A 17,325-nucleotide genomic window follows, 5' to 3' on the forward strand; every position below is an offset into this window, starting at 1 on the left:
GTCTCTGAAGGAGCGAGCGACGATGCCCGAGCTGAGGTCCCGCACAGTCACCCACGGCCGCAACATGGCGGGCGCCCGTGCCCTTATGCGCGCCTCCGGTGTACCGGGTGCGGACATCGGCCGCAAGCCGATCATCGCGGTCGCCAACAGCTTCACGGAGTTCGTGCCGGGGCACACGCACCTGGCGCCGGTCGGCCGGATCGTCAGCGAGGCGGTCGTCGCGGCCGGCGGCATCCCGCGCGAGTTCAACACGATCGCCGTGGACGACGGCATCGCCATGGGCCACGGCGGCATGCTCTACTCCCTGCCCTCCCGCGACCTGATCGCGGACAGCGTGGAGTACATGGTCGAGGCGCACTGCGCCGACGCCCTGATCTGCATCTCCAACTGCGACAAGATCACCCCGGGCATGCTGAACGCCGCCCTGCGGCTGAACATCCCGACGGTCTTCGTCTCCGGTGGCCCGATGGAGTCCGGCCGCGCCACCCTGGTCGACGGCACGGTCCGCACCCTCGACCTGGTCGACGCGATCTCCGACGCCGTGAACGACAAGATCTCGGACGAGGACATCCTCCGCATCGAGGAGAACGCCTGTCCGACCTGTGGCTCCTGTTCCGGCATGTTCACCGCCAACTCGATGAACTGCCTGACCGAGGCCATCGGCCTGTCCCTCCCGGGCAACGGCTCGGTCCTCGCCACCCACACGGCCCGCAAACAGCTGTACGTGAACGCGGCCGACACGGTCATGGACATCACCCGCCGCTACTACGAGCAGGACGACGAGACGGTCCTGCCCCGCAGCGTGGCGTCCTTCGCGGCCTTCGAGAACGCCATGGCCCTCGACATCGCCATGGGCGGCTCGACCAACACGATCCTGCACCTGCTGGCCGCCGCCCAGGAGGCGGGCGTCCCCTTCGGCCTCGACGAGATCAACGCGGTCTCGCGCCGGGTGCCGTGCCTGGCCAAGGTCGCCCCGAACGTCGCCAAGGACCGCACGTACTACATGGAGGACGTGCACCGCGCCGGCGGCATCCCCGCCCTGCTCGGCGAGCTGCACCGCGCGGGCCTGCTCAACGAGGACGTGCACTCGGTGCACAGCCCGTCCCTCGGGGACTGGCTGAAGACCTGGGACGTGCGCGGCGGCTCCCCGTCCGCCGAGGCCGTCGAGATGTGGCACGCGGCTCCCGGCTGCGTCCGCTCCGCCGAGGCCTTCTCCCAGTCCGAGCGCTGGGAGGCCCTGGACGAGGACGCCGAGGGCGGCTGCATCCGCTCCGCCGAGCACGCCTACTCCAAGGACGGCGGCCTCGCGGTCCTCAAGGGCAACCTGGCCGTGGACGGCTGCGTCGTGAAGACGGCCGGTGTCGACGAGTCCATCTGGACCTTCGAGGGCCCGGCGGTCGTCTGCGAGTCGCAGGAGGAGGCCGTCCAGAAGATCCTCACCCAGCAGGTCAAGGACGGCGACGTCGTCGTCATCCGCTACGAGGGCCCCAAGGGCGGCCCCGGCATGCAGGAGATGCTCTACCCGACCTCGTACCTCAAGGGCCGCGGCCTCGGGAAGACCTGCGCGCTGGTCACGGACGGCCGCTTCTCCGGCGGCACCTCCGGCCTGTCCATCGGCCACGCCTCGCCCGAGGCGGCCGCGGGCGGCACCATCGCCCTCGTCGAGGACGGCGACCGCGTCCGCATCGACATCCCCAACCGCTCCATCGAGCTGCTGGTGGACGACGCCGAGCTGGCCCGCCGCGACCAGGCGCTGAACGGCGTGTACGCCCCGAAGAACCGCGAGCGCAAGGTCTCGGCGGCGCTGCGGGCCTACGCGGCGATGGCGACCAGCGCGGACAAGGGCGCGGTGCGGGACGTGTCGAAGCTGGGCTGATCCCCTGCACGGCCGAGGGCCGGTCCCCGTCACCGGGGGTCGGCCCTCGCGCATACGTCCTACCAGCCGGCCGGAGCGCGCCCGCTGACGGCGAAGACCGTCCCGTCGGGCGCGCTGCCGTAGACCCGGTCACCCACCACCACCGGCTCGGGCAGGGCGGCCGGGACCCGGTCCGACCGCGTCCCCAGCCGTGGCGGCGTCACCCCGAGGAGCTTTCCGCGCCGCGCGTCGACGCCGAGCAGCCGCCCGTCCGGCGCGGTGACGTACACATGCCGGTCGTCGGTGACCGGCCTGGACCCCCGCACCACACCCGTCTCCAGCCGCCAGAGCTCCTCGCGCGCCGCCAGATCGACCGCGACCAGCGAACCGCCCGTCGCCATGAGGTGCACGACGTCCCCGCGCACACTGCCCACCGCCTGCTGCAGCGGCACCCGCAACGGCACCCGCGTGCTCTTCCGGCTCCGCGGGTCGTAGCGCACCACCGCCCGGGCCTCCTGCGTGACCGCGTCGACCGAGAGGAAGACGACCGCCCCGTCCACCGTTCCGAGCGGTTCCAGACCGCCGTCGAGCCGCGCGTCCCACCGCACGTCGCCCGAACGCGGATCCACCGCCGTGACCCGGGTGCTGCCTCCGTCACCGGACACACTCGCCGCGTAGGCCAGCGGATCACCGGCGAACGACACGAAGTACGGCACGTCCTGGCCCGCGACACGATGGCTCCACTTCACCTCACCGGAGGCGGCCTCCACCCCGCTGACCGTGCCGTCGGACGCGGTGAGCAGCACCATGCCGTCCACGGCCCGCAACCCCCCGTGGACGGGCAGCTCCGCGTCCCGGGCCACGTCGCCCGAGGCGATGTCGAGGGCGGTCAGCCCCCGCCCCTGCCCGAGCCCCGCCAGCACCAGACCGTCCGTCACGACCGGCGGACCGGCCGGCGGCCCAACGGCGGCGGCCCCCTCCAGCGTGTGCCGCCACCGCACCCGGCCGTCCGCGGCATCGAGGGCGAACACCACCCCGTCCCGGGCGCAGAGCAGAGCGCCCTTCGCGTACGAGCACTGCGGCACGCCCTCCCGGCCCACCGGCTCCGCCGCCCAGCCGGAGAACGCGGCAGCCGTCGTCCGCGGCGAGGTAACCGGGGCCGGACCGCCGCCCCCGGCCAGGGACACCGACGCCAGCGCCCCGGCCACGACCAGTCCGACAGCCCCGGCGACCAGAGCCCCTCGCCTGCCGAACCACCGCCGGGCGGGCTTCTCCTCAGCCGTGTCGTCGGGGGCAGCCACCGCCACCGCCAACCCGCCCCGCTCCGCCCCCTCCTCCACCGGCTGCTCCTCCACACGCTGCTGCGGTATGAAGGCCTGTGTGTCGTACGAGGCGGCCACCGACCGCAGTTTCCGCATCAACGCGTCGGGCGAAGGCCGGTCCTCGGGCTCCTTGGCGAGACAGCGCCGCACGAGCGGCACCAACTCCTCCGGCACGCCGGTCAGTTCGGGCTCGTCGTGCACGACCTGGTAGGCGACGACGTACGGGCTGTCGGAGTCGAACGGCCCCCGCCCGGTCGCCGCGTGCACCATCACGGACCCGAGGGCGAACACGTCGGCTGCGGGCCCCACTTCCCTCGGCCGCCGGAACTGCTCGGGCGCCATGAAGGGCGGGGTACCGATGAGCTTGCCGGTCTCGGTCCGCAACTCGCTGTCCGCCGGGCGGGAGATGCCGAAGTCGATGACCTTCGGCCCGTCCTCGGCGAGCAGCACGTTGCTCGGTTTCAGATCCCGGTGCACGACCCCGACCCGGTGGATGTCCCGGAGGGCCTCCGCGAGCCCGGCCATCAGCCGGCGCAACTGGGCAGGGGCCAGCGGCCCGTTCCGCTTCACTTCCTGGGCGAGCGTCGGACCCGGGATGAACAGCGTGGCCATCCAGGGCCGCCCGGCCTCGGGATCAGCGTCCACGACCGGCGCGGTGAAGGCTCCGCTGACCCGCCGGGCCGCTGCCACCTCCTGCCGGAAACGCCCCCTGAACTCCGGGTCCTTGGCGAACTCCGCGTGCACGACCTTCACGGCGAGCTTCATCCCGGAGGTGCTCCGGGCCAGGTGCACCACGCCCATGCCGCCCGAGCCCAGGCAGGAATCCAGCCGGTAGTGACCGGCGTATTCGGGAAGTTCCGCTTCCGCGCCAGCCCCGGTGCTGCTCTGCGGCGCCATGGAACCACCCCCGTGCTGTTCGTCCGCGCGCGCGACGCACGGAGCCTAGTCGATGCGTCGTACGGGACAGAGGCGGCTTGCTAGTCTCCGCGTGCGAGTCACGCACATGTGTTTCACAGCGTGATGCAGGGGAATCAACGGGGCCCCATGCCGGTCATGGGGTTCAACGGGGGAGGTTTTTCATGTCTGTCGACCGTGTCGAAGAGACGGTGGGCGGCCAGGTGACGGCAGCGGTCACCGCCGAGGCCGGCACCACGGCCGTGCGCTACTACTCGGTCGCCCCGGGCGTCCGTGTCAACGTCCGCAGCGGTCCCGGCACCAACTACACGGTCGTCCGGGTCCTGTCCGAGGGGGCGAAGGTCCCCGTCTACTGCCAGTCGCCGGGCACCACGGTGACGGGCCCGTACGGCACGACGAACATCTGGGACAGCATCAGCACCGGCCAGTACGTCTCGGACGCCTATGTGAACACCGGCAGCGACGGCTACATCCGCCCGCGCTGCTCCTGATCCGGTCACCATTACGCCGGGACCACGCAGGACATGCCCGTACGTCTCGGATGCCTGCTGAACACCGGCAGCGACGGCCACGTCGCCGGCGCTGCGGCTGAGCCGCCCGGAGCCCGCGGCCACCCCGGAGCCATAATCGACGCGTGAGCGACGACACCGGCACCCACAGGACACCCGCGGGCTCCACCGGCCCCCGCCCAGAGCCGATCCTGCTCTTCGGCACCACTTGGGTCGACCACGGCCACGGCTACGCGGCCCGCCGCGCAGCCGTGACCGTCGGCTCCCTGACCGCCGCCGTCGCCTCCTGCCTCGTGCTCCGCCTCGCCTACCAGGGCCTCCGGATCGCCGCGATCGGCGACTTCGTCACCGTCCTCATGGTCGCGATGTTCGCGATCTGCAGCGCCCTCGCCTTCCGCCACACCTGGGACGGCTTCACCCGCCGCCACGACCCGGACCGCCAGGCGTCCCTGCGCGGCCTCCTGACCGTCGGCTTCGTCGGCTCCCTGCTCGCCTACTTCTTCCGCTCCCTCACCGAGGCCCCCGGCGAGAGGCTCCACCGCGAGGAGTACGAAGAGGCCCGCAAGCAGTACGAGAACCGCACGACCCGCCGCTCCGGCAACCCGAGGAACCGCCGCCGCGCGTAGCCCGGCCGCCTACTCGGCCGCCTGCTCGGCCGCCACGATGCGCTCGACCGCAGCCGTCACCAGCTGTTCGCGCTCGGCCTCGGTGAAGACGTCCGGCAGCGTGAGCTGCTCGACGATCAGCCAGTTCAGGGTCAGCATCAGCAGCTTGACGGCCATGGCGTCGCCGGGGAGCCCGGACGCTTCGTGGTGGGCGACGTTCGCCTCGACATCGGCCCGGACCCGCTCGGTGAGGACCTTGCGCAGGTCCGGTCGGCGGGTGGCCTCCAGCCGCAGTTCGAGCAGGGCCAGGTAGCCGGTGCGGAAACCGGCGACGCGACCGACGAGTTCCCGCATCAGCGCCGTGTACGTCTCCCGGTCGCGGCCCGCCGCCCGCCGGCGCGCGATCGTCGCCTCGTCGGGTTGCAGCCGCTCATAGACCCGGGCGCCGGCCTGGGTGAACAGATCGTCCCGGCTGGCGAAGTAGTTCGAGGCGGTCCCGACCGGTACGGCGGCCTCGGCGTCCACCGCCCGGAACGTCATACCCCGGGCACCCTCCCTGGCCAGCACCTCGATCGCCGCGTCGACGAGGGCGGCGCGGCGCTGGTCGTTCCGTCTCACCATTGACACCACTCCAGTTGTAGTACTACTTTCAAACCACTTCAAGGAGAGTACTACGTCTGGAGTCTCCTATGCGAAAGCTCGTGTACTACATCGCAGTCACGCTCGACGGCCGCATCGCCGGCCCCAAGGGCGAGTACGACTTCTTCCCCACCGGTACCGAACAGCAGAGCGCCGCCTACAGCGCCTGGGCCAACACCCTGTACCCCGAGACCGTCCCGACCGCCTACCGCGCCGCCGCGGGCCTCGCCGACGCACCCAACCGGTACTTCGACACCGTCGTCATGGGCGCCGGCACCTACCGCGGCCCCCTCGACCAGGGGGTCACCAGCCCCTACGCACACCTGCGCCAGTACGTGGTGTCGAGCACGCTCGGGCACGACGTCGACCCGGCCGTCACCGTCGTTCCGGGCGACCCGCTCGCCCTCGTCCGCCAACTGAAACGGGAGCAGGACGCCGGCTTGAACATCTGGCTCTGCGGCGGCGGCAGGCTCGCCGGTGCCCTCCTGCCCGAGATCGACGAACTGGTCGTCAAGCACTACCCGGTGGTCGTCGGCGCCGGTATCCCTGCCTTCGACGGGGCCTTCGACCCCACCGTCTTCGATCTCGCCGAGCGCACCGCCTTCCCCAACGGCGTCACCCTCACGCACCTCACCCGCCGCTGAGGCCCGCCGTCGCACCGCCACCGGCCCGACCCGATCTCACCGAACTCTCACCACACCCCACCCCGCCCCCCGCCACCATGGCGGTATGACCACACCTGCCTCCGCCCACCACCCCACCGGAGCCGACCTCACCCCCGACCCCCCAGCCGCACACCCCACCGCCGGGCCCGCCCGAGCCGCACGCGCCCACTCCTTCAACGCCGCCGCGGCCCAGTACGCCGCCAACCGCCCCTCCTACCCCCCGGCCCTCTTCGTCGCGATGGAGGACCTGACGGGCCGCCCCCTCGCCGGCACCCGCGTCGCGGACATCGGCGCCGGCACCGGCATCGCCACCGCCCTCCTGCACGCCCGGGGCGCGGACGTCGTCGCCGTGGAACCCGGCGACGGCATGGCGGCCCAGTTCCGCCGCACCCTGCCCGGCATCCCGATCATCCGCGGCACGGGCGACGACCTCCCCCTCTCCGACGCCTCCGTCGACCTCGTCACCTACGCCCAGGCCTGGCACTGGACCGACCCCGCCCGCGCCGTCCCGGAGGTCCTGCGCGTCCTGCGCCCCGGCGGCGCCCTCGCCCTCTGGTGGAACACCGACGCGCTCGACGTCCCCTGGATCGCCGAGGCCGCCGCCCGCATGGAGCGCCACTTCGCCATCGACGTCTCCGCCGAGAAACGCAACGTCGACTACCGCACCGCCGACCCCAGCGGCCGCCTCGACTTCACCCGCCGCACGGTCCGCTGGAGCCGCCGCGTCCCGGTCGACACCCACCTCGCCAACATCGGCAGCCACTCCGTCTTCCTCGTAAGCGGCGCGGACCGCACCGCGTCGTTCCTGGCCGAAGAGCGCGAGCACCTCCTCCGGGCCTTCCCGGACGGCGTCGTGGAGGAGGTCTACGAGGTGGTCCTCCTCCTCGCCAGGACCCCGGCCTGACGCGCGCACCCGCTCACCCCGGCCGCTTGACGCGTCCCCCACCCGGGAGCATTATTCATCACGTGATGAATAATGCTCCCGGGTCTCCACGCCCAGGCCCGGCACCCGCCCCCGATCCCCTCCCGGACCCGCCCGCCCCAGCCGTCCACGCCGAGAACCTCACCGTCACCCGCGGCCCCCGCACCGTCCTGCGCGACCTCGGCTTCACCGTCCCCCGAGGACAGATCACCGGCCTCCTCGGCCCCTCCGGCTGCGGCAAGTCGACCCTCATGCGCGCCCTCGTCGGCACCCAGGCCAAGGTCACCGGCACCCTCGACGTCCTCGGCCACCCCGCCGGCCACCCCAGCCTGCGCACCCGCATCGGCTACGTCACCCAGGCCCCGTCCGTCTACGACGACCTGACCGTCCGCCAGAACCTCGACTACTTCGCCGCGATCCTCGACCCCGGCCGCCCGGCAGCCGACCGCCGCGCCGCCGACGTCACCCGCGCGATAGCCGACGTCGACCTCACCACCCACGCCGACGCCCTCGCCGGCAACCTCTCCGGCGGCCAGCGCAACCGCGTCTCCCTGGCCGTCGCCCTCCTCGGCTCCCCGGAACTCCTCGTCCTCGACGAACCGACCGTCGGCCTCGACCCGGTCCTGCGCCGCGACCTGTGGGCCCTCTTCCACGACATCGCGACCGGCCGCGGCGCCACCCTCCTCGTCTCCTCCCACGTCATGGACGAAGCCGAGCGCTGCCACCGCCTCCTCCTCATGCGCGAGGGCGAACTCCTGGCTGGGGGCACCTCCCGGCCGGAGGCCGGCGGAGACACACCCGACGCCCTGCGCACCCGCACCGGCGCGGAAACGGTCGAAGAGGCCTTCCTCCACCTGGTCGACGAGGCGAAAGCGGCAGCCCGCGCGAAGGAGACGACCCGATGACCACCACCGCCATCCGGCCGACCACCCCACCGAGGGCCCTGAGCGCCTCCCGCACCACCGCCACCGCAGCCCGGGTCCTGCGCCAGCTCACCCACGACCCCCGCACCATCGCGCTGCTGATCCTGATCCCCTGCGTGATGCTGTTCCTGCTCCGCTACGTCTTCGACGGCAGCCCGCGCACCTTCGACAGCATCGGCGCGTCCCTCCTCGGGATCTTCCCGCTGATCACGATGTTCCTGGTGACGTCCATCGCCACCCTGCGCGAACGCACCTCCGGCACCCTCGAACGCCTCCTCGCCATGCCCCTCGGCAAGGGCGACCTCATCGCCGGCTACGCCCTCGCCTTCGGCACCCTCGCGATCATCCAGTCCGCCCTGGCCACCGGCCTCGCGCTCTGGTTCCTCGGCCTCGACGTCACCGGCAGCCCCTGGCTCCTCCTCCTGGTGGCCCTCCTCGACGCCCTGCTCGGCACCGCCCTCGGCCTCTTCGTCTCGGCCTTCGCCGCCTCCGAATTCCAGGCGGTCCAGTTCATGCCGGCGGTGATCTTCCCCCAGCTCCTCCTGTGCGGCCTGTTCACCCCGCGCGACGACATGCACCCCGCCCTGGAGGCCATCTCGGACGTCCTCCCCATGTCCTACGCCGTCGACGGCATGAACGAGGTCCTGCACCACACGGACATGACGGCCACGTTCGTCCGTGACGTCCTCATCGTCGCGGGCTGCGCACTCCTCGTCCTGACCCTGGGCGCGGCGACCCTCAGGCGCCGGACGTCCTAGCCCCTTCTGATGGATCTCCGCGGCGTCGCGACGCCCGGCACGCACTCTCGCCGCACCGCGCGAAGGCCCAGGTCTCCTCCCCCACTCTCGGCTTCGCACGAGCGGGGCCCCCATCGAGGGCTTCCACGCGGCACGCCGAGAGCACGCACCGAACGCCGCTCCTTCTCCCGCGGAGATCCATCAGAAGGGGCCTGGCCACCCCGGTGCGACATCCCGCCCAGCGGACACCCGAGCCGTCCCGCACTCCCCGGTGCGAGGATGGACCCCGGACGACGCACCCTTCGGAGGCATCCCGCGCCATGACCCAGAAAGTCGCAGTCCTCGGCACCGGCAAGATCGGCGAAGCCCTGCTCAGCGGAATGATCCGCGCCGGCTGGACCCCGTCCGACCTCCTGGTCACCGCCCGCCGCCAGGACCGAGCCGAAGAGCTCCGCACCCGCTACGGCGTCACCCCGGTCACCAACCCCGAAGCCGCCAAGACCGCCGACACCCTGATCCTCACGGTCAAACCGCAGGACATGGGCACCCTCCTCGACGAGCTCGCCCCCCACGTCCCCGCCGACCGCCTGGTCATCAGCGGCGCCGCCGGCATCCCCACGGCCTACTTCGAGGAACGCCTCGCCCCGGGCACCCCGGTCGTCCGCGTCATGACGAACACCCCGGCCCTGGTCGACGAGGCGATGTCCGTCATCTCCGCCGGCACCCACGCCACCTCCGACCACCTCGCCCACACCGAGGAGATCTTCGGCGCCGTCGGCAAGACGCTCCGCGTCCCCGAGTCCCAGCAGGACGCCTGCACCGCCCTCTCCGGCTCCGGCCCGGCCTACTTCTTCTACCTGGTCGAAGCCATGACCGACGCCGGCATCCTCCTCGGCCTGCCCCGCGACAAGGCCCACGACCTCATCGTCCAGTCCGCCATCGGCGCCGCGACGATGCTCCGCGACAGCGGCGAACACCCGGTCAAGCTCCGCGAGAACGTCACGTCCCCCGCCGGCACGACGATCAACGCCATCCGCGAACTGGAGAACCACGGCGTACGGGCCGCCCTCATCGCCGCCCTCGAAGCCGCCCGCGACCGCAGCCGCGCCCTGGCCTCCGGCAACAACAGCTGACCACCGGGGGCGGGCACGTCACCCGCCCCCGCAGCCACGTCACATCCCGGCCCCGGCCGGTTCCTTCTCCGCCACGGCCGGCAGCAAGCCGATCGCCCGATACGCGGCATCCACCGTCGGCCGGGCCATCCCCCGAGCCCGCTCGGCCCCGTCCCGCAGCACCCCCTCCACATACGCGGGATCCGCACACAACTCCTTGTGCCTCTCCCACAAGGGCCGGAGCACCTCGACCACGGCCTCCGCGGTGTCCTTCTTCACGTCCCCGTACGACGTGTACGCACCACTCAACAGCTCGGGCTCCCCACCCGTGCACGCGGCGAGGATCTCCAGCAGATTGGCGAGCCCCGGCCGGGCCTCGGGGTCGTACACGACCTCCCGCCCACTGTCGGTCACGGCCCGCATGATCTTCTTGCGCACCACGTCCGGCTCGTCCAGCAGATAGACGATCCCCGGCCCGACGTCGTCGCTCTTGCCCATCTTCGACGCCGGATCCTGCAGATTCATCACCCGAGCCGCGACCCCCGGCCGCGTCGCCCGGGGCACCACGAACGTGTGCCCGTACCGCTGGTTGAACCGCACGGCGAGATCCCGCGCCAGCTCCACATGCTGCCGCTGATCGTCCCCGACCGGCACCTCGCCGGCCCCGTACGCCAGGATGTCCGCAGCCATCAGCACCGGATACGTCAGCAGCGACAGCCGCACACTCCCACCCCGCCGCTGCTCCCGCGCGGCCTTCTCCTTGTACTGGATCATCCGCCGCATCTCACCGTCGGTGGCCACGCACTCCAGTACGTACGACAGCCGGGCGTGCTCGTCCACGTGGCTCTGCACGAACACCGTGCAGAGCTCCGGATCCAGCCCGGCCGCCAGCAGCAGCGTCGCCGACTGCCGGCTCAGTCTGCGCACCCGGGCGGGATCGTGGTCGACGGTCAGGGCATGCAGGTCCACGACGCAGAACAGGGCGTCGGCCTCGTGCTGGTCGACCGCGGCCCACCGCCGCATGGCTCCCAGGTAGTTCCCCAGCGTCAGATGCCCCGTCGGCTTGACCCCGCTGAAGACCCGTGTCATCTCTCCTCCATCTCCTGGTCGGGACCGCCGCTCCCGGCGGCCGCCCCTCCGTGGTGCCGGGAGGAGAAACGAAAACGGCCGCCGAAGCGGCGGCCGTTGAGTGCATACGTGAGAACGGCCGCCGTCAGGCGGCCCACCACAGTCGGGTGCACGTACGCGTCGTCATGCGGCTCAGAGTACGCCGCCGGAGTGCGGCCCGCCCCCGAGTTGACACGCCCTACCCCCATACGTAGTGTTCTCCGAGTTGCCCGACGTGAGCGCCGACTCCGGTCGGTCCCCGGGCAGCCAATCCGCAGGTACTCACCACTATTCGACGTGCAGTGCATCTGTCGTCGCTTCATTGGTATGTGTATTTACGGAATGAGGAATCCCCGTTCGAATGGACGAGGCGCCCGATTGGCTCGGGAGCCGGGGAATCCGCTAAAGTCTCACTCGTCGGAACGGCCCAACAGCCGCAAAGACAACCCCCGCTGACCGGGGATCAGGCCCGAAAGGATCTGATAGAGTCGGAACCGCCGGAAAGGGAAACGCGGAAGCGGGAACCTGGAAAGCACCGAGGAAATCGGATCGGAAAGATCTGATAGAGTCGGAAACGCAAGACCGAAGGGAAGCGCCCGGAGGAAAGCCCGAGAGGGTGAGTACAAAGGAAGCGACCGTTCCTTGAGAACTCAACAGCGTGCCAAAAGTCAACGCCAGATATGTTGATACCCCGTCTCCGGCCATAACGGCTGGGGCGAGGTTCCTTTGAAGAAATCACAGCGAGGACGCTGTGAACGGTCGGGCCTATTCCGCCTGACTGTTCCGCTCTCGTGGTGTTCATCCCGATTACGGGAAAACATTCACGGAGAGTTTGATCCTGGCTCAGGACGAACGCTGGCGGCGTGCTTAACACATGCAAGTCGAACGATGAACCACTTCGGTGGGGATTAGTGGCGAACGGGTGAGTAACACGTGGGCAATCTGCCCTTCACTCTGGGACAAGCCCTGGAAACGGGGTCTAATACCGGATAACACTTCCATCCTCCTGGGTGGAGGTTAAAAGCTCCGGCGGTGAAGGATGAGCCCGCGGCCTATCAGCTTGTTGGTGAGGTAATGGCTCACCAAGGCGACGACGGGTAGCCGGCCTGAGAGGGCGACCGGCCACACTGGGACTGAGACACGGCCCAGACTCCTACGGGAGGCAGCAGTGGGGAATATTGCACAATGGGCGAAAGCCTGATGCAGCGACGCCGCGTGAGGGATGACGGCCTTCGGGTTGTAAACCTCTTTCAGCAGGGAAGAAGCGAAAGTGACGGTACCTGCAGAAGAAGCGCCGGCTAACTACGTGCCAGCAGCCGCGGTAATACGTAGGGCGCGAGCGTTGTCCGGAATTATTGGGCGTAAAGAGCTCGTAGGCGGCTTGTCACGTCGGGTGTGAAAGCCCGGGGCTTAACCCCGGGTCTGCATTCGATACGGGCTAGCTAGAGTGTGGTAGGGGAGATCGGAATTCCTGGTGTAGCGGTGAAATGCGCAGATATCAGGAGGAACACCGGTGGCGAAGGCGGATCTCTGGGCCATTACTGACGCTGAGGAGCGAAAGCGTGGGGAGCGAACAGGATTAGATACCCTGGTAGTCCACGCCGTAAACGGTGGGAACTAGGTGTTGGCGACATTCCACGTCGTCGGTGCCGCAGCTAACGCATTAAGTTCCCCGCCTGGGGAGTACGGCCGCAAGGCTAAAACTCAAAGGAATTGACGGGGGCCCGCACAAGCAGCGGAGCATGTGGCTTAATTCGACGCAACGCGAAGAACCTTACCAAGGCTTGACATACACCGGAAAGCATTAGAGATAGTGCCCCCCTTGTGGTCGGTGTACAGGTGGTGCATGGCTGTCGTCAGCTCGTGTCGTGAGATGTTGGGTTAAGTCCCGCAACGAGCGCAACCCTTGTTCTGTGTTGCCAGCATGCCCTTCGGGGTGATGGGGACTCACAGGAGACCGCCGGGGTCAACTCGGAGGAAGGTGGGGACGACGTCAAGTCATCATGCCCCTTATGTCTTGGGCTGCACACGTGCTACAATGGCCGGTACAATGAGCTGCGATACCGCGAGGTGGAGCGAATCTCAAAAAGCCGGTCTCAGTTCGGATTGGGGTCTGCAACTCGACCCCATGAAGTCGGAGTTGCTAGTAATCGCAGATCAGCATTGCTGCGGTGAATACGTTCCCGGGCCTTGTACACACCGCCCGTCACGTCACGAAAGTCGGTAACACCCGAAGCCGGTGGCCCAACCCCTTGTGGGAGGGAGCTGTCGAAGGTGGGACTGGCGATTGGGACGAAGTCGTAACAAGGTAGCCGTACCGGAAGGTGCGGCTGGATCACCTCCTTTCTAAGGAGCACTTCTTACCGATCCCTTCGGGGTGAGGTCAGAGGCCAGTACATCGGCGAATGTCTGATGCTGGTTGCTCATGGGTGGAACGTTGACTATTCGGCACGGTCCAGGATGGACCAGGCGCTAGTACTGCTCTTCGGGGTGTGGAACGCTGATCTGGTCAGCTGATCGTGTCGGGCACGCTGTTGGGTGTCTGAGGGAATGAACTTCCTCAGTCGCCGGCCCCGGTAAAGCATCGCGCAAGTGGTGTGTGACGGGTGGCTGGTCGTTGTTTGAGAACTGCACAGTGGACGCGAGCATCTGTGGCCAAGTTTTTAAGGGCGCACGGTGGATGCCTTGGCACCAGGAACCGATGAAGGACGTGGGAGGCCACGATAGTCCCCGGGGAGTCGTCAACCAGGCTTTGATCCGGGGGTTTCCGAATGGGGAAACCCGGCAGTCGTCATGGGCTGTCACCCGCTGCTGAACACATAGGCAGTGTGGAGGGAACGCGGGGAAGTGAAACATCTCAGTACCCGCAGGAAGAGAAAACAACCGTGATTCCGGGAGTAGTGGCGAGCGAAACCGGATGAGGCTAAACCGTCTACGTGTGAGACCCGGCAGGGGTTGCGTATGCGGGGTTGTGGGATCTCTCTTCTGTTGTCTGCCGGCAACAGGACGAGTCAGAAACCGTTGATGTAGGCGAAGGACATGCGAAAGGTCCGGCGTAGAGGGTAAGACCCCCGTAGTCGAAACATCAGCGGCTCGTTTGAGAGACACCCAAGTAGCACGGGGCCCGAGAAATCCCGTGTGAATCTGGCGGGACCACCCGCTAAGCCTAAATATTCCCTGGTGACCGATAGCGGATAGTACCGTGAGGGAATGGTGAAAAGTACCGCGGGAGCGGAGTGAAATAGTACCTGAAACCGTGTGCCTACAAGCCGTGGGAGCGTCGGAACAAGGCTTGCCTTGTTCTCGTGACTGCGTGCCTTTTGAAGAATGAGCCTGCGAGTTTGCGGTGTGTTGCGAGGTTAACCCGTGTGGGGAAGCCGTAGCGAAAGCGAGTCCGAATAGGGCGTTTCAGTAGCACGCTCAAGACCCGAAGCGGAGTGATCTAGCCATGGGCAGGTTGAAGCGGAGGTAAGACTTCGTGGAGGACCGAACCCACCAGGGTTGAAAACCTGGGGGATGACCTGTGGTTAGGGGTGAAAGGCCAATCAAACTCCGTGATAGCTGGTTCTCCCCGAAATGCATTTAGGTGCAGCGTCGTGTGTTTCTTGCCGGAGGTAGAGCACTGGATAGGCGATGGGCCCTACCGGGTTACTGACCTTAGCCAAACTCCGAATGCCGGTAAGTGAGAGCGCGGCAGTGAGACTGTGGGGGATAAGCTCCATGGTCGAGAGGGAAACAGCCCAGAGCATCGACTAAGGCCCCTAAGCGTACGCTAAGTGGGAAAGGATGTGGAGTCGCAGAGACAACCAGGAGGTTGGCTTAGAAGCAGCCACCCTTGAAAGAGTGCGTAATAGCTCACTGGTCTAGTGATTCCGCGCCGACAATGTAGCGGGGCTCAAGCGTACCGCCGAAGTCGTGTCATTGCGATATATACCCCCAACGGGGATCGTGATGGGTAGGGGAGCGTCGTGTGCCGGGTGAAGCAGCACCGGAAGGTAGTTGTGGACGGTTCACGAGTGAGAATGCAGGCATGAGTAGCGATACACACGTGAGAAACGTGTGCGCCGATTGACTAAGGGTTCCTGGGTCAAGCTGATCTGCCCAGGGTAAGTCGGGACCTAAGGCGAGGCCGACAGGCGTAGTCGATGGATAACCGGTTGATATTCCGGTACCCGCTGTGAAGCGTCAAACATCGAGCATCGTGATGCTAAGGCCGTGAAGCCGTTCCGGACCCTTCGGGGAAAGGAAAGTGGTGGAGCCGCTGAACCAAGCGGTTAGTAGGTGAGTGATGGGGTGACGCAGGAAGGTAGTCCATCCCGGGCGGTGGTTGTCCCGGGGTAAGGGTGTAGGCCGTGATCCAGGTAAATCCGGATCACATGAGGCTGAGACCTGATGCCGAGCCGATTGTGGTGAAGTGGATGATCCTATGCTGTCGAGAAAAGCCTCTAGCGAGTTTCATGGCGGCCCGTACCCTAAACCGACTCAGGTGGTCAGGTAGAGAATACCGAGGCGTTCGGGTGAACTATGGTTAAGGAACTCGGCAAAATGCCCCCGTAACTTCGGGAGAAGGGGGGCCACGTCTGGTGATCCGTTTTACACGGTGAGCTGGGGGTGGCCGCAGAGACCAGCGAGAAGCGACTGTTTACTAAAAACACAGGTCCGTGCGAAGCCGTAAGGCGATGTATACGGACTGACGCCTGCCCGGTGCTGGAACGTTAAGGGGACCGGTTAGCTCAGATTCGTCTGGGCGAAGCTGAGAACTTAAGCGCCAGTAAACGGCGGTGGTAACTATAACCATCCTAAGGTAGCGAAATTCCTTGTCGGGTAAGTTCCGACCTGCACGAATGGCGTAACGACTTCTCGACTGTCTCAACCATAGGCCCGGTGAAATTGCACTACGAGTAAAGATGCTCGTTTCGCGCAGCAGGACGGAAAGACCCCGGGACCTTTACTACAGTTTGATATTGGTGTTCGGTTCGGCTTGTGTAGGATAGCTGGGAGACTGTGAACTCTGGACGCCAGTTCAGGGGGAGTCGTCGTTGAAATACCAGTCTGGTCGTGCTGGATGTCTAACCTGGGTCCGTGATCCGGATCAGGGACAGTGTCTGATGGGTAGTTTAACTGGGGCGGTTGCCTCCTAAAGAGTAACGGAGGCGCCCAAAGGTTCCCTCAGCCTGGTTGGCAATCAGGTGTTGAGTGTAAGTGCACAAGGGAGCTTGACTGTGAGACCGACGGGTCGAGCAGGGACGAAAGTCGGGACTAGTGATCCGGCGGTGGCTTGTGGAAGCGCCGTCGCTCAACGGATAAAAGGTACCCCGGGGATAACAGGCTGATCTTCCCCAAGAGTCCATATCGACGGGATGGTTTGGCACCTCGATGTCGGCTCGTCGCATCCTGGGGCTGGAGTCGGTCCCAAGGGTTGGGCTGTTCGCCCATTAAAGCGGTACGCGAGCTGGGTTTAGAACGTCGTGAGACAGTTCGGTCCCTATCCGCTGTGCGCGTAGGAATATTGAGAAGGGCTGTCCCTAGTACGAGAGGACCGGGACGGACGAACCTCTGGTGTGCCAGTTGTCCTGCCAAGGGCATGGCTGGTTGGCTACGTTCGGGAGGGATAACCGCTGAAAGCATCTAAGCGGGAAGCCTGCTTCGAGATGAGTATTCCCACCTCCTTGAGAGGGTAAGGCTCCCAGTAGACGACTGGGTTGATAGGCCGGATATGGAAGCACGGTAACGTGTGGAGTTGACCGGTACTAATAGGCCGAGGGCTTGTCCTCAGTTGCTCGCGTCCACTGTGTTGGTTCTGAAACCACGAACAGCCCCATGCCATGGTCACGGTATGGTGTGGCATGGTTCGACAGTTTCATAGTGTTTCGGTGGTTATAGCGTAGGGGAAACGCCCGGTTACATTCCGAACCCGGAAGCTAAGCCTTACAGCGCCGATGGTACTGCAGGGGGGACCCTGTGGGAGAGTAGGACGCCGCCGAACAATTCTTAGGGAAACCCCCGCATCTTCG

The 17,325-nt window shown here is 67.1% G+C and carries 11 protein-coding genes and 3 rRNA genes; 11 read left to right on the plus strand and 3 right to left on the minus strand.

Features of this window, described 5'->3' with window-relative positions:
- The first annotated feature begins 22 nt into the window (after positions 1 to 22).
- Positions 23 to 1,876 (plus strand): dihydroxy-acid dehydratase, encoded by a 1,854-nt coding sequence (gene ilvD / locus A4E84_RS22940; protein ID WP_062928389.1) that lies wholly within the window; start codon positions 23 to 25, stop codon positions 1,874 to 1,876.
- Positions 1,877 to 1,935: 59 nt separating this feature from the next.
- Here the strand turns inward: ilvD and A4E84_RS22945 are convergent, their stop codons facing one another.
- Positions 1,936 to 4,074: a protein kinase domain-containing protein gene (locus A4E84_RS22945; protein WP_062928390.1), complete on the minus strand. Its 2,139-nt coding sequence runs from the start codon at positions 4,072 to 4,074 to the stop codon at positions 1,936 to 1,938.
- 182 nt (positions 4,075 to 4,256) lie between these two features.
- Here A4E84_RS22945 and A4E84_RS22950 point away from each other — a divergent pair, with 182 nt between their 5' ends.
- Both A4E84_RS22950 and A4E84_RS22955 read left to right on the plus strand, forming a co-directional pair.
- Entirely contained in the window at positions 4,257 to 4,583 is a 327-nt protein-coding gene (locus A4E84_RS22950; protein WP_062928391.1) for an SH3 domain-containing protein, read from the plus strand.
- A gap of 143 nt (positions 4,584 to 4,726) precedes the next feature.
- The gene (locus A4E84_RS22955) at positions 4,727 to 5,227 is read left to right on the plus strand and encodes a hypothetical protein (RefSeq protein ID WP_062928392.1); all 501 of its coding nucleotides are present in this window, start codon (positions 4,727 to 4,729) and stop codon (positions 5,225 to 5,227) included.
- A gap of 9 nt (positions 5,228 to 5,236) precedes the next feature.
- Here A4E84_RS22955 and A4E84_RS22960 read toward each other — a convergent pair whose 3' ends face one another.
- Complete coding sequence (locus tag A4E84_RS22960; protein ID WP_062928393.1) at positions 5,237 to 5,827, minus strand: TetR/AcrR family transcriptional regulator; 591 nt, start codon at positions 5,825 to 5,827, stop codon at positions 5,237 to 5,239.
- A gap of 68 nt (positions 5,828 to 5,895) precedes the next feature.
- Here A4E84_RS22960 and A4E84_RS22965 point away from each other — a divergent pair, with 68 nt between their 5' ends.
- The 5 genes from A4E84_RS22965 (at position 5,896) to proC (ending at position 10,225) form a co-directional block, all read left to right on the plus strand.
- The gene (locus A4E84_RS22965; RefSeq protein WP_062928394.1) at positions 5,896 to 6,489 is read left to right on the plus strand and encodes a dihydrofolate reductase family protein; all 594 of its coding nucleotides are present in this window, start codon (positions 5,896 to 5,898) and stop codon (positions 6,487 to 6,489) included.
- A gap of 85 nt (positions 6,490 to 6,574) precedes the next feature.
- Positions 6,575 to 7,414, plus strand: a complete 840-nt coding sequence (locus tag A4E84_RS22970; RefSeq protein ID WP_062928395.1) for a class I SAM-dependent methyltransferase — start codon at positions 6,575 to 6,577, stop codon at positions 7,412 to 7,414.
- 65 nt (positions 7,415 to 7,479) lie between these two features.
- The gene (locus A4E84_RS22975; RefSeq protein ID WP_062928396.1) at positions 7,480 to 8,337 is read left to right on the plus strand and encodes an ABC transporter ATP-binding protein; all 858 of its coding nucleotides are present in this window, start codon (positions 7,480 to 7,482) and stop codon (positions 8,335 to 8,337) included.
- Positions 8,334 to 9,113: an ABC transporter permease gene (locus A4E84_RS22980; RefSeq protein ID WP_062928397.1), complete on the plus strand. Its 780-nt coding sequence runs from the start codon at positions 8,334 to 8,336 to the stop codon at positions 9,111 to 9,113. Before A4E84_RS22975 ends, A4E84_RS22980 begins: the two co-directional genes overlap by 4 nt.
- Positions 9,114 to 9,412: 299 nt before the next feature.
- The gene (gene proC, locus A4E84_RS22985; RefSeq protein ID WP_062928398.1) at positions 9,413 to 10,225 is read left to right on the plus strand and encodes a pyrroline-5-carboxylate reductase; all 813 of its coding nucleotides are present in this window, start codon (positions 9,413 to 9,415) and stop codon (positions 10,223 to 10,225) included.
- A 39-nt stretch (positions 10,226 to 10,264) separates the two neighbouring features.
- Here the strand turns inward: proC and trpS are convergent, their stop codons facing one another.
- On the minus strand, positions 10,265 to 11,293 hold the full coding sequence (gene trpS, locus A4E84_RS22990) for a tryptophan--tRNA ligase (RefSeq protein ID WP_062928399.1): 1,029 nt from the start codon (positions 11,291 to 11,293) through the stop codon (positions 10,265 to 10,267).
- 838 nt (positions 11,294 to 12,131) lie between these two features.
- Here trpS and A4E84_RS23000 point away from each other — a divergent pair.
- The 3 genes from A4E84_RS23000 to rrf all read left to right on the plus strand — a co-directional run bounded on the left by A4E84_RS23000 (position 12,132) and on the right by rrf (position 17,297).
- Positions 12,132 to 13,657 (plus strand): 16S ribosomal RNA (locus A4E84_RS23000).
- A gap of 307 nt (positions 13,658 to 13,964) precedes the next feature.
- Positions 13,965 to 17,085 (plus strand): 23S ribosomal RNA (locus A4E84_RS23005).
- Positions 17,086 to 17,180: 95 nt separating this feature from the next.
- Positions 17,181 to 17,297: ribosomal RNA gene (gene rrf, locus A4E84_RS23010) — 5S ribosomal RNA — on the plus strand.
- Together the 16S, 23S and 5S rRNA genes form the textbook arrangement of a ribosomal RNA operon.
- Positions 17,298 to 17,325: the final 28 nt, after the last annotated feature.

It is taken from the genome of Streptomyces qaidamensis, from assembly GCF_001611795.1.
Classification (GTDB): Bacteria; Actinomycetota; Actinomycetes; order Streptomycetales; family Streptomycetaceae; genus Streptomyces; species Streptomyces qaidamensis.

Excerpts from the sequence above, each read along its gene's own strand:
- ilvD (WP_062928389.1), top strand. The coding sequence starts at position 23 with ATGCCCGAGCTGAGGTCCCGCACAGTCACCCACGGCCGCAACATGGCG.
- A4E84_RS22945 (WP_062928390.1), bottom strand. The coding sequence starts at position 4,074 with ATGGCGCCGCAGAGCAGCACCGGGGCTGGCGCGGAAGCGGAACTTCCC.
- A4E84_RS22950 (WP_062928391.1), top strand. The coding sequence starts at position 4,257 with ATGTCTGTCGACCGTGTCGAAGAGACGGTGGGCGGCCAGGTGACGGCA.
- A4E84_RS22960 (WP_062928393.1), bottom strand. The coding sequence starts at position 5,827 with ATGGTGAGACGGAACGACCAGCGCCGCGCCGCCCTCGTCGACGCGGCG.
- A4E84_RS22965 (WP_062928394.1), top strand. The coding sequence starts at position 5,896 with ATGCGAAAGCTCGTGTACTACATCGCAGTCACGCTCGACGGCCGCATC.
- A4E84_RS22970 (WP_062928395.1), top strand. The coding sequence starts at position 6,575 with ATGACCACACCTGCCTCCGCCCACCACCCCACCGGAGCCGACCTCACC.
- A4E84_RS22975 (WP_062928396.1), top strand. The coding sequence starts at position 7,480 with ATGAATAATGCTCCCGGGTCTCCACGCCCAGGCCCGGCACCCGCCCCC.
- A4E84_RS22980 (WP_062928397.1), top strand. The coding sequence starts at position 8,334 with ATGACCACCACCGCCATCCGGCCGACCACCCCACCGAGGGCCCTGAGC.
- proC (WP_062928398.1), top strand. The coding sequence starts at position 9,413 with ATGACCCAGAAAGTCGCAGTCCTCGGCACCGGCAAGATCGGCGAAGCC.
- trpS (WP_062928399.1), bottom strand. The coding sequence starts at position 11,293 with ATGACACGGGTCTTCAGCGGGGTCAAGCCGACGGGGCATCTGACGCTG.